Source organism: Bradyrhizobium sp. STM 3843 (genome assembly GCF_000239815.1).
GTDB lineage: Bacteria > Pseudomonadota > Alphaproteobacteria > Rhizobiales > Xanthobacteraceae > Bradyrhizobium.
On sequence record NZ_CAFK01000016.1, the window covers coordinates 1 to 21,225 of the forward strand.

The window sequence follows — 21,225 nt, forward strand, 5'->3', positions numbered from 1 at the left end:
GGTCGCCCCCAGTGACGACACGCCGTTGATCCAGCAGATCCACCTCGCCACCGCCCACGGCATCTGCGAGATGGTGGAAGAGGCGATGCTGCGCGAGGCCGGCAAGCCATGAGCGCCACGCCGAAGCCGGCCGCGTTCCTCGATCGCGACGGCGTCCTCAATCACGACGACAATTATATCGGTACACGCGAACGAATCCGCTGGATGCCGAATGTGGCCAAGGCGATCCGCCGGCTGAACGGCGCAGGCTATCACGTCTTCCTCTTCACCAATCAGTCCGGCGTTGCTCGCGGCCTGTTCACCGAGGACGACGTCGTGGCTCTGCACGACTGGATGCGCGCCGAACTCGCCGCCCAAGGCGCCGTGATCGACGACATCCGCTATTGCCCGCATCACACCGAAGGCACCGTCGCGCGCTATTTGCAGGAACACCCGTGGCGGAAGCCACAGCCTGGCATGATCCTCGACCTGATGGCGCATTGGCCGGTCCAGCGCGACGGCAGCTTTGTGATCGGGGACCGCGCCTCCGACATGGAGGCGGCGCAGGCCGCCGGCTTGCCCGGCTTTCTGTTTGCCGGCGGCGATCTCGACGCCTTCGTGGCCGATGTGATCGCTCAGACCAGCCGACGATAGACCGCGGCGATCTTGTCGGCTTCGGCCTCCAGGCTGAATTGTTCGATCACGCGCGCGCGGGCGCGTTCGCCCATCGCATGCGCCGCCGCCGGGTCCCGCATCAGCGGCTCCAGCGCAGCCACCAGCGTATCGACATCGCCTGGCGGCACCAGCACGCCGGTAACGCCCTGCTCGACCACGATCTCCGCCGCGCCGGCCCGCGCCGCCACCAGCGCGGCACCCGCCGCCATCGCCTCGATCAGGGTCAGGCCAAAGCCCTCGTTGCGCGAGGTGAATGCGTAGATGGTGAGCCGCTGATACCAGCGCTGCACCTCGGCAATCTCGAGCTCGCCGGTGATGATGATGCGTTGCGTGAGGCCCACTGCGGCGATCTTCTTGCGCAGTTCATTCGCAAACGGCATCTGCTCCGGCGTCACTGCGCCGACCAGCACGGCTGAGAAATCCGAATGCTGCGGCAGCAGCCGGCACATCGCCTCGACGAAGACGTCGCTCCCCTTCTGCGCCCGCACCCGGCCGAAGCAGCCGATGGCGTAAGCCCCAGGTAACCCGCTCTCCGCAAACGCCGCCGCCCGATCCGGCGGCGGGGCGTAGACGTCGGTGTCGACGCCGTGCGTGATCACCGTTGCCTCGCGCTTCAGATAGGAGGCGGAGATGTCGCTGGTGGCGATGATCGCATCCGTCTGGCGGATCAGCCAGCGCGTGATCCAGGTGTGATGGCGCTGTGCGGCCGAGGTGAACACGAGCTTCAACGGCCAGCCCAGGGCCCGCAGGAGCACCCCTGCGATCATCTCGTTGTTGCGGCGCGCGTGCCAGATCACCGGCCTCCGGCGGCCCCATAAATGCAGCAGATCTACCGCGCCCATCCGCGGGATGCCCTCGGGCGCATGGGAGCCGAACCACGCCGCACGGCAGCGCACCGCGAGTTTCGGCGCAACCATGCGGTTGGTTGCCGTGACCCCGGAATAGCGCCTGTGCAGGTTTGGCACGATGACATCGAGATCGGCGGCTGAAAATGACTGGGTGGGCACGTCACGCTCCGTTTAGGCGCGCTCCTATACGCAACATTAAGCATGGAAGCCAGTTCAGCCCAGGCGAAACCCGCCGTTCACTGCGCCAGCGCTAGTTTGCCGCAAAACAACAGGGATTGCGTCAAATAATGACTGTGCTCGTCACTGGCGGCGCCGGCTATATCGGCAGCCACACGGTGCTTGCGCTGGCGGAAGCCGGCGAAAGCGTCGTCGTGATCGACAACCTCTCAACAGGTTTTTCCAGCTTCGTCCCCGAAGGCGTGCCGCTGTTCATCGGCGATTGCAGCGACGAAAATCTCGTCGACGGCGTGATCAGCCAGCATGGCATCGACAGCATCATCCATCTCGCAGGCTCCGTCGTGGTGCCGGAATCGGTGCGCGATCCCCTGCTCTACTACCGCAACAACACCATGACCACCCGCAGCCTGCTCAACGTCGCGGTGCGGCGTGGCGTCGGGCGTTTCGTCTTCTCGTCGACGGCTGCGGTTTACGGTGATCCGGAGCAGGTTCCGGTGCCGGAGACGGCGCGGACGCGCCCAAACTCGCCTTACGGCACGTCGAAACTGATGGCCGAGATCATGCTGCATGACGTGGCCGCGGCGCATGACTTGAACTACGTCGTGCTGCGCTATTTCAACGTTGCCGGCGCCGATCCGCTGGCCCGCCTCGGGCTTGCGACTGTTGGCGCGACCCATCTGATGAAGATCGCGATGGAGGTGGCGACCGGCCAGCGCGCCAAGATCGATGTCTACGGCACCGACTACCCGACCCCGGACGGCACCTGCATCCGCGATTTCATCCATGTCACCGATCTCGCCCAGGCGCATCGCGCAGCGCTGGCTTATCTCTGCGGCGGAGGCGGCTCGGCGACGCTGAACTGCGGCTATGGCCGCGGTTATTCGGTGCTGGAAACCATCGAGGCGGTGCGGCGGGTCTCCGGGCGCGCCATCGCCGTCCAATACGGTCCGCGTCGCCCCGGGGACATCATGGCAATGGTCGCCGATGCCAGCCGCATGCACACGCTCTTGGATTGGACCCCGCACTACGCCAATCTGGACGCGATTGCTGCGCACGCGCTCGCCTGGGAGGAAAAACTGTTCCGCGAACGCAACAGCGACGCCCGAGAGCTGGCCTCCGCCTAATGTGATCGGGCTGACAAGCCCTTATTGGGCTTGAAAAAACCGTCCCAAGCGGGCATGCAGCCCGGTGCCGGCCCGGCGATCTGCGCGGGGCCGGTGAGGGACCAGAATGGCCGACTTTCCGAAGAAGATCACCGACGATCCGTATGGCGCCGCGATCCTGATCCGCCGCCTGATCATGGAACAGGGCATCGCCTATTGGCGACGTTATCTGACGGCCTTTGCATTGATGGGGCTCTCGGCGGCCGCGAGCGCAGGCGCCGCCTACATCCTGGGACAGGTGATCAACAAGGCTTATGTCGAGAAGAGCATTCCCGGTATCGCCGTGCTCTCCGGCGTCACGGTGCTGCTGCTGTTCGTCAAGGGCGTGACCACCTACGGCTATGCGGTGATCCTGTCCAAGATCTCCAACGCCATTCTCGCCAACAACCAGCGGCGGCTGTTCGGCAAGCTGATGAACGAGAGCATCGGTTTCTTTTCGGAGCGGCATTCGTCCGAATTCCTGGCACGGCTGACCGCCGGCGCGAAATCCATCACCGATGTGCTCAACATGCTGATCAACGCGATCGGCCGTGATCTGCTGCTCCTCGTCAGCATGATCGCCGTGATGGTGTCGCAGGACCCGTTGATGTCGTTCATCGGCCTCGTCGCGGTGCCGCCGGCGATGCTGGTGCTGCGCAAGCTGGTCAAGCGCATCAAAGGGCTCGCCTACGACCAGTTCTCCGGCACCGCCGACATTCTCGAGACCATGCAGGAATCGCTGCAGGGCATCCGCACGGTGAAGGCGTTCACCCTGGAAGATGCGATGCGCACGCGCATCGACGAAAACATCGCAATCGTCGAACGCAACGCCAACAAGATGGCGCGGGTGTCGAACCGCTCCAACCCGCTGATGGAGATGCTCGGCGGCTTCGCGGTCGCCGGCTGCCTGATGTATGGCGGCTATGCCGTGGTGGCGCTGAACGCCACGCCCGGCCAGTTCTTCTCCTTCATGACCGCATTTCTGATGGCGACAGAGCCGGCCAAGCGGCTCGCCCGGCTCAACATCGACCTCAACAGCCAGCTGGTCGGCGCCCGCATGCTGCTCGAGGTGGTCGACAGCCCCGCGACCGAACAGCCCGATGACGAGAAGCCGGCGCTGAAGCTGACCGACGCCCGGATCGAGCTCCGCGATGTCAGCTTCGCCTATCGCAACAAGGAGCCCGTGCTTAACCGGATGAGCTTCACGGCCGAGCCCGGCAAGGTGACGGCCCTGGTCGGCCCGTCCGGCGGCGGCAAGTCCACCGTGCTGGGGCTGCTGTTGCGGTTCTACGATGCGACGGAGGGCGAGATCCTGATCGACGGCCAATCGATCTCGGCCGTGTCCCGCCGTAGCTTGCGCGAGCAGACCGCCTATGTCGGCCAGGACGTCTACCTGTTCCGCGACTCGATCCGCGCCAATATCGCCTTCGGCAAACCCGGCGCGACCGAGGCCGAGATCATCGAGGCCGCGAAAGCCGCATGCGCTCATGATTTCATTATGAGCTTCCCGCTCGGCTATGACACCCCGGTCGGCGAGCACGGCACCCAGCTCTCCGGAGGCCAGCGCCAGCGCATCGCGGTGGCGCGCGCACTGATCCGCAACGCGCCGATCATCCTGCTCGACGAGGCAACCGCCGCGCTCGACTCCGAATCCGAGCGGCAGGTGCAGGAGGCGATCGAGCATCTCTGCCAGAACCGCACCACGATCGTGATCGCCCACCGCCTGCACACGATCATGCATGCCGACGCCATCCTCGTCGTCGAGGCCGGCGACATCGTCGAGCGGGGCCGGCATGACGATCTGTTGCGCCGGGGCGGCCGCTATGCTTCGTTCTTCCGCCTGCAGCAGCGCGACATGGGGCCTGTCGTCATCCCGATGAGCGCCACGTCCTGAACCGATCCTCATAGCCGCCGAGACCATTCATGAGCGCCACCCGTTTCGTCATTCCGGCCCCGCCGCAAGCCGCGCTCCCTGTCGTCGGGGAAACCGGCGCATTCCCCGTCCGCCGCATCTGGTGCGTCGGGCGCAACTATCTCGAGCACATCCGCGAGATGGGCAATGACGAGCGCGACCCGCCGTTCTTCTTCGCCAAGCATGCCGACATGCTGGCGCCGGAGGGCGCCGTGATCCCCTACCCGCCGCTGACCAAGGACATGCATCACGAGGTCGAACTGGTTGTCGCGCTGAAGAGCGGCGGCCTCAACATCCCGACCGAGAAGGCGCTCGACCACGTCTACGGCTACGCCGTCGGCATCGATCTGACCCGGCGCGACCTGCAGCTTGCCGCGCGCAAGAAGGAGCGTCCCTGGGAGGTCGGCAAGTCGTTCGATCACTCCGCGCCCTGCTCGGCCGTGCTGCCCGCCGCCAAGATCGGCCATCCGTCGAAGGGCAAGATCTGGCTCTCGGTCAACGGCACCGAGCGGCAGAAGGGCGACCTCACCGAATTGATCTGGAGCGTGCCGGAGATCATCTGGAAGCTGTCGCAGCAGGTCGAACTCGGTGCCGGCGACATCATCATGACGGGAACGCCGGCCGGCGTCGCGGCCGTGGTGCCCGGCGACAAGATCGAATGCGGCGTCGACGGCGTCGGCACTCTGAAGGTCTCGATTGGCGAGCCGGCCTGAGCGGGCCGGGCTAAGCATTTCAGGCGATCCCCATAGGCCGCGCCCAGCGCGGCCTTTTCATTGACGACGGCTGGGTCCCGGCTCTGCGGCGCAGCACTCCGTGCTGCACCGCGTCCGGGACACGGAGCAGTGCGCGACGGTCGAGACGGCATCGACTTAAGTGCCAGATATCTTGTCCCGGACGCGGTGCGGCGCAAAGTGACGCACCGCAGAGCCGGGACCCAGGAGCGCTTGGCAGCACAATTCAGAAATCCCATCTCAAACAAGCACTCTCGGGTCGAGAGATCACCCCACCCCGCTCGCCCGCTTCGCGCGCGATCGAGCCTCCCCCTCCAGGGGAGGGTGAGTACGAGCTCGCGGCATCGTCTGATGCATAATCTCAAACAGCGTATGGGGTTAAGCATGGGATGAGCATCCGCGACCTCGCGACGCTCAGCGTCCGAGCTATGCCCGAAGTCCTCACCCTCATGAAGTGGAGGGCGCAGGGAAGGCCGGGCGCTGGCCGCGCCCGTGGCCCGCCTGCAGCAAAAAATGCAGGCGGCAGGTACCACAGGTCTGGCCGAAAACACCCGGCCTTCCCCGCGCGATGGTTTTAACGGGCTATAGCGCGCTCTCCCTGGTGCGCCGGGCTTTCTGGCCACCATGTGCGCATGATGCTTGCGCATCAGCGCGAGATACTAGCGTCGGAGTATCAGGACCACACGCCTTCACCGTCCGCGAGGCAAACGGTCGTCCGTGCTCATCACACGCCGCCAGCCCGCGTCCACCGCATCCCGCTGCTAACGTCCGTGACGACCGCGAACCGTCCCCTACCGTGCAACGGAATGGACGGACAATACTGCTGATTTGGGGGAGCGACAAAGCGATTTATGTTTTTCAGAAATAGTTGACAATTGACTTCGGATGAACGTGATTTGGCCGACGGGTCGTCGCTCACGTGAGCGTCCTTGCGCGCCAATCAGCTAAACTTCGTCATGCCCGCGAAGGCGGGCATCCAGTACGCCGAGACAGCAGTGTGGAAAACGGAAGGCTGGTGTTTACTGGATCGTCCGCCTGCGCCTGCGCGGACGATGACAGCAGAGAGTAAGGCATCAACCCGTCCCTCACCGGAACGCCGACACCACGATCAGTCCGACGATCGCCACGGTCAGCGTGTACTTGGCTGCGTAGTAGACCGTCCGATTCCAGTCCTTCACCTTGCGGGTGGCGAGGTGGAATTCATAGATCTTGCCGAACACCTTGTTCAGCACGCCGACATGCTCGCCGTCGACATTCTGCGTCGCCGAGGCCTTGACGATGTGATGGCTGACCCAGCGGTTGATCGCGGTCATGAAGCCGTATTTCATCGGGCGCTCGACATCGCAGAACAGGATGATCCGGTTGACGTCGGTGGCGTTCTCGGCGCTGTGGATGAAGGTTTCGTCGAACATGAAGGCTTCGCCGTCGCGCCAGACGCAGGGCACGCCGTCGACCAGGATCCGGCATTTGTCCGAATTGGGTGTCACCAGCCCGAGGTGATAGCGGATCGATCCGGCGAACGGGTCGCGGTGGGCGCCGAGCTTGCCGCCCGGCGGCAGCATCGCAAACATGGCGCCGTGCACGCTCGGAATCGAATTCAACAGCTCAACCGTTTTCGGACAGAGCGTGCGCGCAGAGGGAAGAAAATCGTCGTACCATTTGAGATAAAAGCGTTTCCAGCCGCTCTTGAAGAACGAGTAGAAGCCCCAATCGTTGTTCTTCGCCGCTGCACGGATGAAGCCCTCGTCGAACAGGCGCACCGCCTCCTCGCGGATCATCTCCCAATTGTCGGTCAGCTTCTGCAGCTCCGGAAACTGCTCGACCGGGATCACCGGCTCGTTCGGCACGGCCGAGCCCGCATACATCAGCACGTTATACGGCGCGAGATAGGTCGAGTGGTCGCCGAGCTGGCGGGCGAGCCGCAGCCGCTCCTTGCCGCGGAAATGCACATAGATCGTCGAGCCAACGAGGATGTAGAGGCCCACGAGCTGTGGCGCGAAAAGCTGTGTCAGCATGTCCGGTGTCCCATCAACCGGCCGGCACAGAACGAGAGCAGGACCGAATCTGGTCCGACACTGGGGTGTTCTGATATTGGCCGCGAGACGGGAAGATAGCCGGAAGTACAGAGCGCCGCACCCCCTCGGGAGCGACTTGTGAACACCAGGGCTGTCCAAAATTCCCGGGGCGTGCCCGGACGGCAACAGCACGCCGTAGCCCCTACTGGACCGGTTCCCAGGCGCAAGGCGCTGTGAAAACTTCGGTGGGTTTTTCAGGTCCGCGTCAGTTCCTGGAGCCCCTTGAAGGTGAGACGCTTGGGGTCCCTGACGCCGGCCAGATAAAGCCTCCGGATGAAAGCAGTCACTGCATCGCGATCGCAGCCGGTCAAGGCGACGACGGCATCCACCGCGGTCTTCTGAGCCTCCATTGGAGTTCTCCTGCCGTGAGCACCCGGCAGGTCAAGTTTTCACGATGAGCTTAATGTCGCGTTAACCGTCAGGCCCGGCATTGCCTGGCCTCAGCTCGGTCATACAGTGCGCCGCTCCCCGCCCCCACCAGGCCATCGACGTTGCGTCGAGTCTCGGACACGCAAGCTCAAAGCAATTGGAATTCTTGAACGCGCTCGATCGGCCTCTGGTCAGGCACGTAGAGCTTCGGTCGCGTCGGACGCCACGGCGGCGTGATGACACGCCGCTCCAACTCAACCGCGGTTCCCATCCGCTCCTCGAACCGGACCGCGAACCCATCCGGAAACAGGCGGATGACGCGTCCCACACAACTGCCCACCGCAAGCGGCATCCCGATCTCGGGCTGAAACTCGGACGACACCGCCGCTCCCGATAGCGAGGCGTCGATCAGGAAGCACGGCACGCTGCTGCCGTCAGCGAGGGTCAACGCGGTATGCGGCGAATTCGGAACGAAGCGCGCGTCCTTGCGGGAATCGCGAACCGTCGGATCCTTCTGTCTCTTCTCCAGCCACACCAGCTTCTCGGCAAACTTCGCGCGCTGCGCGCGCGTCATCGCGAGCTCGAGCAGAAAGCCGCCATGGATGGTGTCGCTGATCTCGCCGTCGAACTTGCCGAAATCACGAAAATACGACGTCAGGCGATCGCCGATCCTGCCGACGACGGGCGCATCGAGCAGCATGCGAAAGGGCGACACGCGCGTGGTACGACAGGCGAAACACCGCGGTCTGCCTTGCGGATCATACCAATTTCCAAGCGTGTAGGAGCCCACCGACTGGATCCTGACCGCACGCTGTTTAAGGAATCGGGCCACCGACATTGCGCGCCTCTCGTTCGCGAAGACCAGAACGGCTCCCTTCCGTCGACCAGCTGTTGCTTGCTGCTGCCTGCGATGGCTCGTGCCGCGACGCAAGGCGCAGGCCGGCCGAAGCAGTTCGGAATAGGACCGTATTGACGCGCGGATGCTGCGCGGAAATTTGCTAACGAACTTTGAAATGCAGGAGTCGGATTCCCCCGTAGTGATGATATGTCCGATCCCTTTCCGCTTCCTGAAGATTGGACCCCGTTCGAATACGGGTGTAGTTGCGCTTGGACAACCATGCCTCGCCCGTCGACGATGCCGACTTCGTAGCTCCTGATCCGCGCAGGAATGCGCTGTAATGAGCTCACCACAACCGGTGATAGCGTCACGCCCACAGGCGCCCAACCCTGCCGCGCAATCCAGTGTTTGCACGGGCTCCAACGCGTTCGCCTGATTGCACAATTGCCGGAATAACTCCGCGTTCACCATTGCCGCAATCGCCATTTGCGACGACCGCGATCGGCTCGAGATTGCAAGTTCGCTTATACTATTGGCGCTTAGTCATACGCGACAGGGGGAGCCGTCAGCGGCTTGTTCGCATCCCCGGCGTATGAGTTAAGAGTAGTAACGCGTATGATGACCGCACGCATCGTGGTGCTGACCATCGCTCTCGGCGCAGGTGGCATCGCGGCCTATCTCGTCAGCACAGCTGATAAGCAGCAGGAGGCGCCTGCCGCACCCGTCGCGCAATTGCCGACCGTTGAAGTCCTCGTCGCAAAAGCTGAGATCGGACTGGGGCAACCCGTCAAGCCAGGCGACCTCATCTGGCAGACGTGGCCGGAAGCCGCGAGCAACATCTTCATCCGTCGCAGCGATCGTCCTGATGCGGCGAACCAGCTGGTCGGCTCCATAGCGCGCAGCCCATTTCTGATCGGCGAGCCGATCCGCGAACAGAAGCTGGTGAGGGCCGACGGCTCCGGCTTCATGGCCGCCATCCTTCCTGCCGGCATGCGCGCCGTTTCGACCGAAATATCGCCCGAGACCGGCGCCGGCGGCTTCATCCTGCCGAACGATCGCGTCGACGTCATCCTGTCGAAACGCGACAAGAACACCGACCACCCCGGCGGACCCGACGTCATCAACTCCGAGATCATCCTGTCCAACGTCCGCGTGCTCGCAATCGATCAGGCACCGAAGGAAAAGGAAGGCCAGAACACGGTGGTGGGCAAGACGGTCACGCTCGAATTGAAGCCCGAGCAGGCCGAGGCTCTCGCCCGCGCGCGCCAGAGCGGCTTGCTGTCGCTGGCGCTGCGCAGCATCGCAGACATCAACGCGGTGGAAGCCAGCGCGGACGCCAAGGCGCCGAAGAGCGGTGGCTCCATCGAAATCGTGCGTTACGGCGTCTCAAGCTCGCAAACGGCACAGAAGTGACCGAAAGGAAGTGGAAGATGAATTGCGGGCAAAATCGATCGAAGCTGGGGACCGCGATCGCCCGTGCGCTCGCCGCCTCGGCCATCGCCGGCCTGACGCTCAACCCGGCGTTTACGCCGGCAATCGCAGCGGATGACCATGCCGACGCACCTGTCGTGTCGGCCGGATCGTCGAAGGTCCGTTTCCTGTCACTCGGAATCGGCAAGTCCGTCGTGGTCGATTTTCCGCAGGACGTGAAAGACGTGCTGGTCGCCGATCCCAAGATCGCCAATGCGGTCGTGCGCTCGGCGCGGCGCGCCTACATCATCGGCGCCTCGGTCGGCCAGACCAATGTGGTGTTCTTCGACGCCGAAGGGCAGCAGGTCGCGTCCTATGACATCGCCATCAAGCGCGACCTCAACGGCGTGCGCCAGGCGCTCAGCCAGAGTGTGCCGGGCGTCAAGATCGATGGTGTCGGCGACAGCGTGATGCTCACCGGCTCGGTCTCGAGCCCGGTCGAGGCGCAGCAGGCCGGCGAAATCGCCGCGCGGCTGGTCGGCGGCCCGGACAAGGTCGTCAACTCGATCGTGGTGCGCGGGCGAGATCAGGTGATGCTGAAGGTGAACGTCGCGGAAGTCCGCCGCGAGATCATCAAGCAGATGGGCATCGATCTCAGCGCCAGCCTGAACTACGGCACCGCCGTGGTGAATTTCAACAATGCCAATCCCTTCACCGCCCTCGGCAAGTCGCTGGTCACCAATAACGGTCTCAGCGCCACCGGCGGCGGCCTGTCCTCGGTCTCCGCCACCATGCGTGCGATGGAGCAGGCCGGCGTGGTCAAGACATTGGCCGAACCGAACCTGACCGCCATCTCTGGCGAGTCCGCGACCTTTGTCGCCGGCGGCGAATTCCCTGTTCCGGGCGGATATGGCTGCGACCCGACCACCCGCATCTGCACCACCCAGGTCACCTTCAAGAAGTTCGGCATCTCCTTGAACTTCACGCCGGTCGTGCTCAGCGAGGGCCGGATCAGCCTGCGCGTGATGACGGAAGTCTCCGAACTGTCGAACGACAATGCGATCACCGTCTCTTACGCCTTGAGCGCGAGCCAAAATTCCTCGGTGACGATCCCTGCGATCCGGACCCGCCGCGCAGAGACCACGCTGGAGATTCCGTCGGGCGGTTCGATGGCGATGGCTGGCCTGATCCAGAACCAGACCAAGCAAGCGATCAATGGTCTGCCGGGCGTCGATCAACTGCCGGTGCTCGGCCAGCTGTTCCGCAGCCAGGACTACGTCAACGACGAGACCGAACTGATGGTGATGGTGACCCCCTATGTGGTGCGTGCCGTTGCCCAGAAAGAACTGTCGCGTCCCGACGACGGCTTCGCGCCGGCGACGGACTCCGAATCGGCGCTGCTCGGCCGCCTCAACCGTCTCTACGGCGTTGCTGCGCGGATCGAGCCGGTCTCGGGGCGCACTGCCGGCTTCGGTTTCATCATCGATTGATTTGTCGGCTCGAGGGGACGGGGAATCCACTATGTCGAAACCAGCGGCGGCCAAGAGCTATCTGACGAGCTATCGGACAAGCCATCGGACCTTGCGCCTGATCGGCGGCCTTGTTGGCGCGCTCTCGCTTTCACTCGGAGCCTGCACCTATACGAGCACTGAGGTCGTCGCGACGATCCCGGATGACTACAAGATAAGGCATCCGATCGCGATCGAAGAAGGCAGGCAATCGATCGTCGTGTTCGTCGGCAATGACCGCGGCGGCCTGACCGCGCCGCAGCGCAACGACATTGCCGGCCTTGCGCGCTCCTGGCTGCGCGAAGGCACCGGCGCCGTCGTGGCCGATGTTCCCGTCGATACGCCGAACGCGCGTGCCGCGGCCGACACCTATCGCGAAATCCGCGCCATGCTGACGGCCGGCGGCGTTCCCGCCCACGCCATCAAATTGCACAACTATCAGCCCGAAGATCCGCGCCTGCTGGCAGCGATCCGGCTGAGCTATCCGAAGATCCAGGCCGTTGCCGGACCGTGCGGATTGTGGCCGGACGACCTGGGACCGAATTTGAACAACCCCGGCTACAGCGACAATCAGCACTATCAGAATTTCGGCTGCGCCACGCAGCGCAATCTCGCCGCCATGATCGATAACCCGGCGGATCTCGAACAGCCGCGCTCCGAGTCGGCCGCCTACACGCCGCGCCGCTCCGCCGCGTTCGAGAAATATCGCAAGGGCGAGTCGACCTCGATCAGCTATCCGGACGCCGACAAGGCCAAACTCAGCGACGTAGGCAAATGACCAGCGCTTCCCCTCAAAGCCAGGAAGAGCAGCCCGGGTCGGCGCACCCGGCTGCCGACGACCACATTGCGCCGGTCCCGCGCGTCTCCGTGCAGGCCTTCTGCGAAACCGAGCGAACCTCCGGCGCGATGCAGGCCGCAAGTCAGGATCGCCGGCTCGGCAAGGCGCATATCACCATCAAGATGGGCGGCATGGCGCGAGCCATCGAGACCTATCACTCGCAGCCGACACCCAACGTGATCGTCTTGGAGGCGCCGCCCGGCGGCGATATTCTCTCAGGACTCGACGAGCTCGCCGGCGTCTGCGATCCCGGTACGCGCGTCGTCGTCATCGGCGGTCCCGACGATACCGTGGCGTATCGCGAGCTGGTGCGCCGCGGCGTCAATGATTACGTGGTCGGGCCGGTCGAGACGCTCGACATCATCCGCTCGATCTGCAGCCTGTTTTCCGCGTCCGAAGCCGTGATCACCGGTCGCATCATTGCCGTGGTCGGCGCCAAGGGCGGGGTCGGTGCCTCCACCGTCGCGCATAACGTCGCGTGGGCGATGGCCAATACCCTCACGCTCGACTCCGTCGTGATCGACCTCGACATGGCATTCGGCACCGCCGGCCTCGACTACAACCAGGATCCGTTGCAAGGCATCGCCAACGCGATATTCCAACCGGACCGGCCGGACACTGCGCTGATGGAGCGGCTGCTGGCCAAATGCTCCGAGCATCTGAGCCTGCTCGCGGCGCCTGCCACGCTGGAGCGCGTCTACGATTTCGGCGCCGAAGCCTTTGATGCCATCCTCGACACGCTGCGCATGACCCAGCAATGCATCGTGCTCGACATCCCGCATCAATGGTCTGCCTGGACCCGGCATGCGCTGATCAACGCCGACGACATCCTGGTGGTCGCCGAGCCGGATCTCGCCAATCTGCGCAACACCAGAAATCTCTTGAGCGTACTCAAGGCCTCGCGCCCGAACGACCGGCCACCGCTGTACTGCCTGAACCAGGTCGGCATGCCGAAACGGCCCGAGATCGATCTCAAGCGCTTCTCCAAGACGGTCGAAGCCGAACCGGTGGCAACCATTCCGTTCGACTGCAAGCTGTTCGGAATGGCCGCCAATAACGGCCAGATGATCGCCGAGATCGCGGCGCTGAACCGGACGCCCAAACTGTTTCTGGAGATCGCCAACCGCCTGACCGGCCGCGTCGATCCGAAGGCGCAGCGCAGCTCGCTGCTCGCCCCGATCGCGAAGCTGCTCGGCGTAAGATCGGCGTAAGATAAGTCAGTCCGACCGGCTGAGCATCTTGGCCAGCTCCTTGTCGGGCTGGCTCGCCATCGGCCCCTTCGCCGCCGGCTCCTTTTGCGCGGTCTGCTTGCGGGCGAGCAGCCGCTTCAGATAGCTCACATTGGCATTGGCCTGCTCGGGTGCCACGCCGCCGCGCATGATGTCCTCGGCCTCACTGACGCGGCCCTGCAGACCGATGACCACGGCCAGATTGGTCCTGACCCGCGGATCGGCATCCGGGCGGCCATAGGCCTTGCGCAGATTTTCCTCGGCTCTCGGCAGGTCGTTGGAGAGCGCATAGGACAGGCCGAGATTGGAGAGGACGGAGGGATCGTCCGGCGCGATCTTCAGCGCGGTCTCGTAGTACTGACGCGCTTCCTCCTGCCGGCCCATCTGATCGAGCACGGCGCCCTGCGCGGACAGAATGTGCCAGTCAGGATCTTCGGGCGAATGCGCGCGGCTTAGCACGTCGAAGGCCTGCTGGAAATTGCCGTTGTCGGCCAATGCACGACCATAGCCGGCGAGCAGCGCCTTGTTGGTCGGGTTGGCAAGGGTCGCCTGCTCGAGCACCGCGACGGCTTGCGAACGCTGGCCTGTTGCGCGCAAGGCGCTGCCATATCTCAGCGCAATCTCGGGGTCATTGGGATGGCTGCGGAAGCGCTCGCGATAGAGCTCCACATCCGCGCGCGGGTCGGAGCTGGCGCTCTTTTCGGTCTTGTCAGGGAGCGATCCCGTGATCTCGCCGAGATCGGTGGTCTGGCAGGCGGCAAGGCCGAGCAGCACCACTGCGAACGCCGTCGCGAAGACGGCCGGTCTGACAAGTTGTTCGGAGCGGAGCGGCGTCAAGCTCATGCGACTGATCAATCGAGGACGACAGGTCAGGCACGCTCACATATTAACCCTAAGGTCGCGTTAAGATGTTCCAGCGAATGCGGCACAGATCTGCGGCTAGTCGATGAATTCCGCGCCGAACTCGCAGCCGATCCGCCAGGCCAGCCGGCATTTGCGCGAATGATCGGGCGAGAAGATGATCGTGAACTGCGGTGGGACCTCGACGAATTCCGCCACCACCTTGACGCCACCGTTCGAAATATCCGTGATCGTGCAGTCGCGCGGCAGATTCCCCGTTCCCCAATGGATCTTCGCAAGCCTTCTGCACAAACGGCGCTCGCTTCTGCGACGGTTCGCCAACATCTCGATCTCTCGCCCGCTTAACCAACCCATCCGGTGACAAGACGGTTTTAGGACCGAAACGTTGGCATCTGGCTAGCGCGATGTCGCGAAATCCAGTCGTCGTCTTTGCATTTTCTTGACCATGGCGGCCCGCGCCTCATTGCATGAAGCGATCGAAATAAGCGGCGAGCTCGCGATAGGCGTCGAGCGGCAGCACATGGGCGACATACTGGTCCGGCCGGACCACCACCAGGCAGCCTGCTGTCCGGTCGATCCCGCGCATCGCAAAGATATCCTGACCGCTCTTGAGATCGGGGCAGAACATTTTTTCATAGTCGCGCAGTCCGTAGCGTCCCTTGCGCGGCAATAACAGCGCTGGCATTGCCTCGATGGCGAGTTCGCGATGGCCTTGCTGGAATACCGCCCGGACATCGATCACCGCATCGATATCGGCGCCCCCCGGCGTGTAGCGCCGGATCGGCGAGTCCGGGCTCTCGCCGAGGAAGGCACACAGCGCTCGAATGGCGGAGTTTTCAGCCGTCGGGTTCTCCGCGCCGGCAAAGGCGAAGATCCGGAAGCGCCCGTCCGCCTGAAGCACATGGCCGAGATGCACCGGCCTGGCATCGCCGAGCCGGATCACCGGCGCGGAATGGAAGCGCTTGCCGATCACAAATCCCTCGGCCAGACGCTGATGGCTGGTTTCGCCCGTGATCAGCGAAGGCCGATAATGCGTCGCGGTGCCCGCCGTGTAGCGCCCGTGCCGGACGAAATAGCTCTGGGTCTGCGCCGGATCGAACCCCTCCCCCTTCGCGGCAGACGCCAGGATCGCGGCCCATTCTCGGTCGAAATCGATCAGTTCCTTCGCGATCGCCTGGCGCTCGGCGGAGTAAGTGTGCAGGAGCTCCGGCCTGGCGCGCTTGCGCAGCACGGCCGCCAGCTTCCAGCCAAGATTGAAGGTGTCCTGCATGGAGACGTTCATGCCCTGCCCCGCCTTCGGGCTGTGGGTGTGGCAGGCATCACCGGCAATGAAGACGCGCGGAAGCCGCGTCGCGATCTCCGCCTCCGGCACGTCGTCGAACTTGTCGCACAGACGCTGGCCGATCTCGTAGACCGACCACCACGCGACCTCCTTCACCTCGAGCGTGTACGGCTTGAGGATCCGCTGCGCCTTGGCGATCAGCTCTTCGACGGTGACATTGCGGTTGGCGACGCGCTCGCCGACCTCCAGCTTGCTCAGTTCGACATAGAGCCGGACCAGGTAGCCGCCTTCCCGCGGGATCACCAGCAGGCTACCATCCGTGGCGGACTGGATCAGCGACTTGAATCTGATATCGGGGAAGTCGGTGACAACAAGCACATCCATCACGCCCCAGGCGTGATTGGCGGATTCCCCATGCAGCTCGCGCCCGATCGATTTGCGCACCGTGCTGCGCGCCCCGTCGCAGCCAACCACGAAGCGCGCCTGGATCGTCTCGCTCTCGCCCTCATGGGCGGGATCGATCCGCTCGAGCTTGACCGTGACGCCATGGTCGTCCAAGCCCGCCGCAGGATCGATGCGCAGGTCGGCGAGCCGGCGCGCATAATAGGGCTCCAGCCTGGCTGCCGAGCGGTGCATCACATCAAGAAAGAAATCGTGCACGCGCGCCTGGTTCAACACCACATGCGGCATCTCCGACAGCCCGTCCTCAACGTCCTGCACCCGTCCGCTGCGGGCGATGTGGCCGCGTCGCGCCTCGTCCGGCTTCCAGAAGGTGGTCTCGTTGATCCAGCAGGCTTCCTTGAGCACGCGCTCGGCAAAACCGTGAGCCTGGAACATCTCCATAGTGCGGCAGGCGATGCCGTCGGCCTGGCCGAGCAAGAGCCGGCCCGGCTTCTGCTCGATGATGCAGGTGGTAATATCGGGAAAGGCGGAGAGCTGCGCCGCCAGGTTCAGGCCGGCCGGCCCGCAGCCGATGATCAGGACATCGACCTCGCCGGGGACAGAGCCCGACGCGCCGGACGGGACGACACGCGCTGCGGGGTCGACGATCTCCGGATCGCCCGGCTGGAATCCATTGAGATGAAACTGCATGACACGTTCCTCCCGCTTTTTGATATTGATCAGTATACTGATCATCAGTATACTTGTCAACAATATCCTGGAGAGATGAGGTGACAGATACCCAAGACAAGACCAACGACATGCCCGGCCACCTCGCCCGGCGTTTCCAGCAGATCGCGGTGGCGGTCTTTCTGGCGGAGGTCGAGCAGGCCGGCTTCGACCTCACACCCGTGCAATATGCGGCGCTGGCCGCCATCCATGCCAATCCCGGGATCGACCAGATCACCCTCGCCGGCTTGATCGCGTATGACCGCACCACCATCACCGGCGTGATCGATCGTCTGGTGCAGAAGGGCCTCGTGCTGCGCCAAGCCTCCAGCCGCGACCGACGCGCGCGCGAGCTTCAGATCACTGAAGCGGGACAGCAGACCTTTCGCGCCATCACCCCCGCGGTCGAGGCCGCGCAACAAATCATGCTGCGCGGGCTGACCGAGACGGAAGCCCGGGAGCTGGTGCGGCTGCTGCAAAAGGCAATCGCCGCCGGCAACGAGCTCAGCCGCGCGCCGCTGCGGGACGGAACGGGAGAACCTGGCTGACAAGCGGGTACCAAGCCACAGATACGATCAACAATGCAAAGCAACCGAACGCCGGCCTACGGGACCGCACAGCAAACCCACCCCGTACATGCTGATGGGGCGGCTCGACCTTGCAGCACGCAGACCATCACGCGCGGGGATAACGCGGATGGTTCCAGTACGGGTTGTCGCGCCGGAACGCCTCGTCGTCCAGATAGGGATATTGATCGTTGATCGGTCGTCCCATCTCGAGTTTGGGCGTTATCTGTGTGTCGGACGGCACGATCACATCGATGACGACGCCTCCCTTTTTCGAGAGCAGCGCCGGCGAGAGATCCTGCAAGCGCTCGACACGGTGATAGGCAAGACCGTAACCAGCAACGATGCCTGAAAAATCCGGCGCGCTGTAACCTTCGATCGTCGCATGATAGCGACCGCCGAGATAGCTGTCCTGAAACTGGCGGATCATGCCGTAGCAACCATTGTTCATGACGACGATCACCACATCCAATCCGTAATGTGCGATGGTCTGCAATTCCTGGATATTAAGCTGAAAACCGCCGTCGCCGATGAACGCGAAGACCTGGCGGCCGGGATTGGTGATTGCCGCCCCGATCGCTGCCGGTACCGCGTAGCCCATTGGCGAGTTGCCGCCCGCGGTAAAGAGTGTCTGCGCGGAACGATGGAACATCTGAAAGACCCAGCATAGAGCCGCGCCGGTGTCGCAGGCAACGATCGCATCCCGCTTCATCAGTCGGTTCAACTCCTGGACCACCGCGTAAGGCGACAGTCCTCGAACCTCGCCCGTCAGGTGCTCAACGCTGCGGCCGCGATAGCGCGCGCAGAGATCCGAGACGTGAGCGCACCAGGCCTCTGCGGGAGTCGGCGCGCGAAGCTTCGACAGCAGTGACGCGAGCTCACGCAGGTCGAACTGAGTGACGCCGTAACCATCAGCCTTGTACTTGACGAGTTCTTCCGCATCGATGTCGACGACGTGAACGCGCGCATCCGGAGCAAACGATCTTGCGTTGCCGCTACGCTGCCGGTTATCGAGCCGGCTTCCGAGCACCAGAACTGCGTCGGCATTCTGGATCACGGCGTTGGCGCCCCGGTTGCCGTAGACGCCGATGGCGCCGCAATAGCTCTGCATAGCGTGATCGAAATAGGTCAGCGCGTTCCAGCTCGCGACGAACGGTACGTCGTGTTGTTTCAGCCAAGCACACGCGGCGTCCTGAGCGCGAGCGAGTCCAATTCCTGCCCCGAACAGCAGCACCGGTCGCTCGGCGCGATCGAAGAAATTAAGTAGATCGTCAGGAACATGATCGACAGCTGCCAAGTCCGTTTCCGCCGGAGGCGCGAAGTCATCGCCGACTTCGAGCTGCTGCACGTCCATCGGAATGTCGATCAGAACGGGCCCTCCGCGGCCCTCCAATGCAATGTCGAAGGCCTTGGCCAATTCGCGCTTCAATTCCTCAGCGGTCCTGACAAGCACGGCGTATTTGGTGATCGGCGCCGCCATCTCGACGATGCGGGTCTCCTGGAAACCGAACTGGCGAACCTTTGCGCCGGCCCAGCCGGCGCTTTCACGCATGTTGACCTGTCCCGTGATGAAAAGGCTCGGAATCGAATCGAAATAGGCGCAGGCAATCCCAGTCAGCAAATTCGTGGCTCCAGGCCCGCTGGTCGCCATCGCGACACCAACCTTGCCTGAGGTCCGCCACACCGCGTCCGCAGCCATTGCCGCGCCCTGCTCGTGCTGGAAACAGAGGTAGCCAAGCTTCGGATGGTTCGCCACGGCATCGACCATGAAGGCGCAAGCCCCCCCGGTCAGCAGAAACACCTGCTGGACGCCGCGCCTCGCCAGAAACTCCGCGACATATTCCGCCCCAGTCATAGCTTTGCCGCCCCCGCTGCACCGGCTTCCCAATGGTGTTTCATCAAGACAAAAAACCTGTCGATGTGCCCGGTTCTGCCGGTTTCAATCCACTCGGTCGTCTCACCGGAGACGACTTTTTCCAGAGCGATGAGGGAGAGTGGAACAAAATCGAGCCGATGATAGAGCGCCAGCGCACGCGCGTTGTCCGCAAGCGTGCGCAACCTGATCTCGGCCGGTCCAAGACTGCGATAGGTCCAGTCGAGCAGCGTCGCCAAGGCATGCGTCATGACACCCGGCGGCGCCGTCGCCTCGCCACGCACGACGTTGTCGATCTCGCAGGTCCCGGCCTCGAAATCGAAGCTCGAAAGGCCGAGGTGACCTACCGGGCGCGAATCGGAATCGAGCACCAAGAACAGGATCCTGTCCGGCCGCTCGATCAACTGGCTGCGCGACCATGCGCGCGTGCCGTCGACGGTTGGACGAAACAGCTTGGTGAAACCGCCGATGTTTTCCGTACGCCAGCGGGTCAGCGACGCGATCACGGCGTCGTCGGCCACCTTATCGGCGGTGAACGGCGCCAGCGTGACACCGGTGCTCTGCACCGACGGCAGGCGCAACGCCGCGAACGGCGCGGCCTTGAGCGCGCCGAAACGCTCGCAGACCTTCTTGCGCCAATCGGAGGAACCGGACGCGTCGCTCACGGCTAACGGCCGATCAGGGAAATGAAGTTGCGACAGACGAAGTCGACATCCTCTTCGGTGAGGTTCAGCGCCGAAGGCAGCGAGATGCCGCGCCGCCACACCGACTTGGCAATGGGATTCTCGAACCTCTGTCGGTACATCGGAAACGCGCTCATCTGCGGGAATCCCGGCCGACAATGGATGTTGAGGTCCCGCAACGCGACGATGATAGCGTCACGATCGGCGGCGACGCTCTCTTCGAGGAAAAGCGAGGGATAGCAATAGTTGCTGCGGCAGCCGGGCTGTTCGACGAGAAGGCGTACACCTTCGATGCCGGCCAGTCGCTCGCTATACCAGCCGTGAATACGTCGCTTCATCGCGATCAGTTCCTCGACACGCTCGACCTGCGCGAGCGCGAGTGCGGCGGCGATATTGGCAATCGTATATTGATAGCCGACGGCATCGCACCAGAAGGTCGCTTCTCCGTCGGTACGCCCCATCCATGCCATATTGTGAATGCGCTTGTAGAGCGCTTCGTCCTTGGTGCAGATCACGCCGCCTTCGCCACTGACGGTCAGCTTCGCCCCCTGGAAGCTGAAGCAGGAAATATCGCCGAACGTTCCGACCTTCTGGCCGTTGTAGCTCGCACCCAACGCCGGTGCGGCATCCTCGATCACCTTCAGATTATGGCGCCGCGCGACCGCCATGATCTCGTCCATCCGCGCCGGATGCCCGAATGTGTGGACCAGCATGATCGCCTTGGTCTTCGGAGTGACCGCCGCTTCGATCGCCTCCGGATCGATGCACCAGGTTTCAGGATCGATATCGACAAAGACGCATTCGGCACCGGTATACGCGATGGCATGGGCGGTAGCCGCCCAGCTGAAATCCGTCACGATCACCTCGTCGCCCGGACCGATGCCGAGCACGACCGCGGCAAGGTGCAATGCGGCGGTGCAGGTATGCAGGCCGCGGACATAGGGAACGCCGAGATAATTGCCGACGGCCTTTTCCAACCGCCGAATATGGGCATCGTAATTGTCATAGAAGCCGTTGCGGACACCATCGACGACGTAGTCGACCTCCTTCTCCGTGATCGACGGACCCGCGAAAGCGATCTTCCTCATCTCAGTGCTCCGCTTCCAAAGTTCGCTGCAT

19 protein-coding genes and 1 pseudogene are annotated in these 21,225 nt (G+C 63.5%); 10 read left to right on the top strand and 10 right to left on the bottom strand.

Going from position 1 to position 21,225, the window contains the following annotated elements; genetic code table 11:
* A pseudogene (locus BRAS3843_RS41975) lies at positions 1–112 on the top strand (sugar isomerase); the annotation flags it as partial.
* The gene (locus BRAS3843_RS03185) at positions 109–633 is read left to right on the top strand and encodes an HAD family hydrolase (protein ID WP_008967270.1); all 525 of its coding nucleotides are present in this window, start codon (positions 109–111) and stop codon (positions 631–633) included. The pseudogene BRAS3843_RS41975 and the gene BRAS3843_RS03185, both read left to right, overlap by 4 nt.
* Here BRAS3843_RS03185 and BRAS3843_RS03190 read toward each other — a convergent pair.
* Complete coding sequence (locus BRAS3843_RS03190; protein WP_008967271.1) at positions 615–1,661, bottom strand: glycosyltransferase family 4 protein; 1,047 nt, start codon at positions 1,659–1,661, stop codon at positions 615–617. The two genes, BRAS3843_RS03185 and BRAS3843_RS03190, sit on opposite strands and share 19 nt — an antisense overlap.
* Positions 1,662–1,789: 128 nt before the next feature.
* On the opposite strand from BRAS3843_RS03190, the gene galE reads away from it, so the two are divergent.
* The 3 genes from galE to BRAS3843_RS03205 all read left to right on the top strand — a co-directional run bounded on the left by galE (position 1,790) and on the right by BRAS3843_RS03205 (position 5,446).
* Positions 1,790–2,803, top strand: coding sequence for a UDP-glucose 4-epimerase GalE (galE, locus tag BRAS3843_RS03195; RefSeq protein ID WP_008967272.1), 1,014 nt, complete (start codon positions 1,790–1,792; stop codon positions 2,801–2,803).
* Between the two features lie 106 nt (positions 2,804–2,909).
* Positions 2,910–4,715: an ABC transporter ATP-binding protein gene (locus BRAS3843_RS03200; RefSeq protein ID WP_008967273.1), complete on the top strand. Its 1,806-nt coding sequence runs from the start codon at positions 2,910–2,912 to the stop codon at positions 4,713–4,715.
* A 29-nt stretch (positions 4,716–4,744) separates the two neighbouring features.
* The gene (locus BRAS3843_RS03205) at positions 4,745–5,446 is read left to right on the top strand and encodes a fumarylacetoacetate hydrolase family protein (protein ID WP_008967274.1); all 702 of its coding nucleotides are present in this window, start codon (positions 4,745–4,747) and stop codon (positions 5,444–5,446) included.
* Positions 5,447–6,549: 1,103 nt separating this feature from the next.
* Here the strand turns inward: BRAS3843_RS03205 and BRAS3843_RS03210 are convergent.
* The 3 genes from BRAS3843_RS03210 to BRAS3843_RS03215 all read right to left on the bottom strand — a co-directional run bounded on the left by BRAS3843_RS03210 (position 6,550) and on the right by BRAS3843_RS03215 (position 8,746).
* Complete coding sequence (locus tag BRAS3843_RS03210; protein WP_008967276.1) at positions 6,550–7,479, bottom strand: aspartyl/asparaginyl beta-hydroxylase domain-containing protein; 930 nt, start codon at positions 7,477–7,479, stop codon at positions 6,550–6,552.
* A gap of 254 nt (positions 7,480–7,733) precedes the next feature.
* The gene (locus tag BRAS3843_RS41275) at positions 7,734–7,889 is read right to left on the bottom strand and encodes a hypothetical protein (RefSeq protein WP_008967277.1); all 156 of its coding nucleotides are present in this window, start codon (positions 7,887–7,889) and stop codon (positions 7,734–7,736) included.
* Between the two features lie 167 nt (positions 7,890–8,056).
* Positions 8,057–8,746 carry a pilus assembly protein PilZ gene (locus BRAS3843_RS03215; protein WP_035980690.1) on the bottom strand — a complete coding sequence of 230 codons (690 nt, stop codon included), beginning with the start codon at positions 8,744–8,746 and terminating at the stop codon, positions 8,057–8,059.
* A 615-nt stretch (positions 8,747–9,361) separates the two neighbouring features.
* Here BRAS3843_RS03215 and cpaB point away from each other — a divergent pair.
* From cpaB to BRAS3843_RS03235, 4 genes are read left to right on the top strand one after another with little or no spacing between them, the layout of a single operon-like run.
* Complete coding sequence (gene cpaB, locus BRAS3843_RS03220) at positions 9,362–10,159, top strand: Flp pilus assembly protein CpaB (RefSeq protein WP_008967279.1); 798 nt, start codon at positions 9,362–9,364, stop codon at positions 10,157–10,159.
* Positions 10,160–10,176: 17 nt separating this feature from the next.
* Positions 10,177–11,646, top strand: coding sequence for a type II and III secretion system protein family protein (locus BRAS3843_RS03225; RefSeq protein WP_008967280.1), 1,470 nt, complete (start codon positions 10,177–10,179; stop codon positions 11,644–11,646).
* 31 nt (positions 11,647–11,677) lie between these two features.
* The gene (locus tag BRAS3843_RS03230) at positions 11,678–12,442 is read left to right on the top strand and encodes a CpaD family pilus assembly protein (protein WP_008967281.1); all 765 of its coding nucleotides are present in this window, start codon (positions 11,678–11,680) and stop codon (positions 12,440–12,442) included.
* Positions 12,439–13,713 carry an AAA family ATPase gene (locus BRAS3843_RS03235; RefSeq protein WP_008967282.1) on the top strand — a complete coding sequence of 425 codons (1,275 nt, stop codon included), beginning with the start codon at positions 12,439–12,441 and terminating at the stop codon, positions 13,711–13,713. Before BRAS3843_RS03230 ends, BRAS3843_RS03235 begins: the two co-directional genes overlap by 4 nt.
* Before the next feature lie 6 nt (positions 13,714–13,719).
* On the opposite strand, the gene BRAS3843_RS03240 is transcribed toward BRAS3843_RS03235, so the two are convergent.
* From BRAS3843_RS03240 to BRAS3843_RS03250, 3 genes are all read right to left on the bottom strand, one after another.
* On the bottom strand, positions 13,720–14,574 hold the full coding sequence (locus BRAS3843_RS03240; protein WP_008967283.1) for a tetratricopeptide repeat protein: 855 nt from the start codon (positions 14,572–14,574) through the stop codon (positions 13,720–13,722).
* Positions 14,575–14,670: 96 nt separating this feature from the next.
* The gene (locus tag BRAS3843_RS03245; protein WP_035980691.1) at positions 14,671–14,916 is read right to left on the bottom strand and encodes a PilZ domain-containing protein; all 246 of its coding nucleotides are present in this window, start codon (positions 14,914–14,916) and stop codon (positions 14,671–14,673) included.
* Between the two features lie 136 nt (positions 14,917–15,052).
* Positions 15,053–16,966 (bottom strand): FAD-binding monooxygenase, encoded by a 1,914-nt coding sequence (locus BRAS3843_RS03250; protein ID WP_008967285.1) that lies wholly within the window; start codon positions 16,964–16,966, stop codon positions 15,053–15,055.
* Between the two features lie 110 nt (positions 16,967–17,076).
* Between BRAS3843_RS03250 and BRAS3843_RS03255 the strand changes: the two genes are divergently transcribed.
* Positions 17,077–17,532, top strand: a complete 456-nt coding sequence (locus BRAS3843_RS03255; protein ID WP_008967286.1) for a MarR family transcriptional regulator — start codon at positions 17,077–17,079, stop codon at positions 17,530–17,532.
* A gap of 127 nt (positions 17,533–17,659) precedes the next feature.
* Here the strand turns inward: BRAS3843_RS03255 and BRAS3843_RS03260 are convergent, their stop codons facing one another.
* From BRAS3843_RS03260 to BRAS3843_RS03270, 3 genes are read right to left on the bottom strand one after another with little or no spacing between them, the layout of a single operon-like run.
* Positions 17,660–19,405 (bottom strand): thiamine pyrophosphate-binding protein, encoded by a 1,746-nt coding sequence (locus tag BRAS3843_RS03260; RefSeq protein ID WP_008967287.1) that lies wholly within the window; start codon positions 19,403–19,405, stop codon positions 17,660–17,662.
* Entirely contained in the window at positions 19,402–20,088 is a 687-nt protein-coding gene (locus BRAS3843_RS03265; RefSeq protein WP_008967288.1) for a GNAT family N-acetyltransferase, read from the bottom strand. Before BRAS3843_RS03265 ends, BRAS3843_RS03260 begins: the two co-directional genes overlap by 4 nt.
* Before the next feature lie 2 nt (positions 20,089–20,090).
* Positions 20,091–21,194 carry a DegT/DnrJ/EryC1/StrS family aminotransferase gene (locus BRAS3843_RS03270; protein WP_008967289.1) on the bottom strand — a complete coding sequence of 368 codons (1,104 nt, stop codon included), beginning with the start codon at positions 21,192–21,194 and terminating at the stop codon, positions 20,091–20,093.
* Positions 21,195–21,225 lie beyond the last annotated feature (31 nt).